Genomic DNA, 2,053 nt, shown 5'->3' on the forward strand with positions numbered 1-2,053 from the left:
CACTGGACCCAGATGAAAAGAAAGGCTGGGACAAGCTGCTGGAGGTCCTGCCCATCATGGCCCGTTCGAGGAAGACATCGCCGCCGGGCTCGTGCCGGGCGAGACGGTTCCGAGGGCCGCCGACCGCTATCCGATCATCGCAACCATCGCGGACAAGTCGGCTGACAAGGTTTATGCTTCATCAAGGCGCTGGACGAAACCAGCCCGATCTACAAGGACGCAAGCGCGATGATGTATCGCCGGGATCTGAAAACCTCGGGTCTGCCGCCGATGGACGTTCCCCTCCACGAGGGTGCCGTTCGCTACCTGCAGGAAAAGGGCATCTACATCGACGAGGCCGAAGCTTGTAACCAAGAGCGCCCTGCCCGACAGAAAGCCCTGACGGCCGCGTGGAAGGAGTTCCTCCCGCCAACCGTGGCCTGCCCGCCGAAGAATTCGCGGCGAAGTGGACCTAGGCAAAGGCCCGCCTCGGCACAGGGCAGAACTGAGGCAGTCCTCTGCTCGTCGGGGCCGGCGCATAAGCGTCGGCCGACAATTTTCAGGATTGGACCGGATGACACAGGGATCACTTCCCGAAGCGGAAATGCCGCCACCCATGACACGGGTGACCACGGACATGCAGCGCTTGCATCACACCTCGGACCTGCCTTTGCCGGCTCGGCCCCGCGGCGCTAATCGTGGTCTATGTCTTTGGCGCCCTGGATGTGCTGAAGGCGATCAATCAGGTGTTCCTGCTGGGGCTGTTCGGGTTCCAGCCGGCGGGTAACTCATATCTTACTACCTTATCGGCATCTTCCTTTCGATTACCTTCCTGACCATGCCGTCGGGCGCGAAATGGAAGACCTCGGCGCCGTAGTTCGCCCGGCTCCTGGCCGCGATCGCCTTCTCGGCCATCCATCTCGGCGCCAACGGCCTGCAGATCATCCAGGAAGAGTGGGGATGCGCCGTCCCGATGGCTGCGAACATCGCGGTCGCGCTGCTGCTGATCGCCGTGCTGGAGAGTCTGCGCCGCGCCGGCGGCGGCATCCTGCTGGCAACCCTGCTGACCTTCGGTGCCTGGCCGCTGCCTACCGACTACATGCCCGGCTTCTGTGGGGCACGTCCCATGACTTGGACGAAAGCTTCCCGCCTGCGGTGGGCGGGGCGATGGACCTCGTCGCCGGGGTGCCACAGGTCTTCGCCATCATGCGTCACACGACGCGCGGGGGCGTTTCGTCTCAGATGATACCGGCGGCGACCGCGGCCGCCAGCGCCGCCGTCCACAGAAGCAGCGCCGACAGGCAGTAAGGTCCGTTCCAGACCATTCCGACCCGTCCTGCGGGCCGGCCGATCAGCGCGCCGGCATAGGCGACCGTGGTGATGAAGGGCGTGAAGCCCATCACGCAGGACCATGCCCCCGCCATCCCGATCCCCGCCGCCAACTGCGACAGCCCCGGCATCTCCAGCCGCGTGACAAGGCTGCCCAGGACCGAGGCGGTGATGATCGGGTTGATCCCGACGGCACCCAGCCCGAACAGCGTCAGGTTCAGCATGACGATCATCTGCCAGGGCGCAAGCTGCCATTCCGCGATCAGCGCCTGCACCTGGTCCACGGGGACCAGTTCCAGCATCAGGACGGCCAGCAGGCCTGCCGAGGCGAAGACTCCAAGCTCTCCTGCCGCCAGCGGGAACCGCCGCAACGTCTCGCCCGTCGCCCGGCAGATCGAGCCCGAGCGCCCGCCGGGAAGCCCCCGCCCCAGCCGCGCCGCCCAGATCAGGCTATAGACCGGCACGCCGACCAGCAGCGCGCGCTGGAAATCCATCCCCGTGGCGAAGTTCAGCGCAAAGACGATGGCCGCCAGCCCCGCGACATGGCCCAGCAACCGCGCTACCGCGCCACGGTCATTCGGGTCCGGCCTGACGGGGGCCGCGGCGCCGGGCGTCGGCTTCGGCGCGGTCAGGCGGTCGACCAGCCACCCCCAGAACCCGAAGGCAAAGGCCAGCGCGAAACCCAGCGGCCCGATCTGGAAATAGCTCAGGCCCGGCATTGCCAGCAGCAGCAGGTTGATGCCGA

1 pseudogene is annotated in these 2,053 nt (G+C 66.3%); it reads right to left on the reverse strand.

Annotated features, from left to right (window positions below):
* Positions 1 to 1,217 precede the first annotated feature (1,217 nt).
* A pseudogene (locus Q4F04_RS15685) lies at positions 1,218 to 2,053 on the reverse strand (hypothetical protein); the annotation flags it as partial.

The sequence above is a fragment of the Paracoccus sp. (in: a-proteobacteria) genome, from assembly GCF_030536915.1.
Classification (GTDB): Bacteria; Pseudomonadota; Alphaproteobacteria; order Rhodobacterales; family Rhodobacteraceae; genus Paracoccus.